This is a genomic window from Ensifer sp. EB106-03-01-XG145 (assembly GCF_058792075.1).
This window is the reverse complement of sequence record NZ_JBYTEC010000073.1, coordinates 1-936: the sequence shown is the minus strand read 5'-3', so window position 1 is coordinate 936 and position 936 is coordinate 1. Positions and strand designations below refer to the sequence as shown.

At 64.2% G+C, this 936-nt stretch carries 1 protein-coding gene; it reads left to right on the top strand.

Features of this window, described 5'->3' with window-relative positions:
- Positions 1-34 precede the first annotated feature (34 nt).
- On the top strand, positions 35-936 hold a 902-nt coding region (locus tag AC3WWH_RS34790), incomplete at its 3' end, for a SulP family inorganic anion transporter (protein WP_492377629.1).

Genomic DNA, 936 nt, shown 5'->3' with positions numbered 1-936 from the left:
GCTTTCCTTTCTCTTTGACTTCGAGGGACGCGGAATGGCGGTCGTCGGCGACATACCGCAAGGGCTGCCGTCGCTCATCCTGCCGCGCATCGGGAACCTGCCGATTGATGCTTTGCTGACCGGCGGAGCCGCCATCTTCCTCGTCAGCTTCGGCTCCGGTGTCATTGCCGCGCGTAGTTTCGCAACGCTCGGCGGTTACCGCGTCGATCCGAACCGTGAACTGACGGGCTTCGGTGCGGCAAACTTCGCCGCCGGGCTGTTCGGCACGTTTCCGGTCACGGCTTCGGATTCCCGCACCGCCGTCAACTTTGCCGTCGGCGGTCGTTCACAAATCGCAAGCCTGGTCGCGGCCGCGACCCTCATGGCGGTGCTCGTGTTTCTCGGCAGCGTTCTGCGCATCCTGCCGATCGCGGCGTTGGGTGCGATTCTCGCGGCAACCGCACTCAGTTTGATCGACCTCGAAGGCCTCAGGCGCATATGGCGCGTCAACCGGATCGAGTTCGTTTTCGCCCTGATCGCCTTGTGGGGACCGATCGGCCTCGGCGTCTTGAACGGCGTGGTCATCGCCATTGCCGCAACGCTGATCTATCTGCTGCTGCAGGCCATGTATCCGCACGACGCCCTGCTCGGCAGGATTCCTGGTCGGGACGGCTTCTATAAGCTGCATCGCGCACCGGACGCACGTCCTGTGCCGGGCTTCGGCGCCTGCATGATCCAGGACAGCCTGCTTTTCTACAATGCGGACTATGTGCGGGAGCGCCTGACGGCCATTGCCGACGAATTGCCGCCGCCGGCCCATTGGCTGGTCATCGATGCCAGTGCGATTCCCCAGATCGACAGCACCGCTGCCGAGATGCTCGGGGATCTGGCCGACGAACTGAGGGTGCGCGACATTGCCCTCGGTCTGGCCGAGTTGCACACCGACGCCCGCGCCCT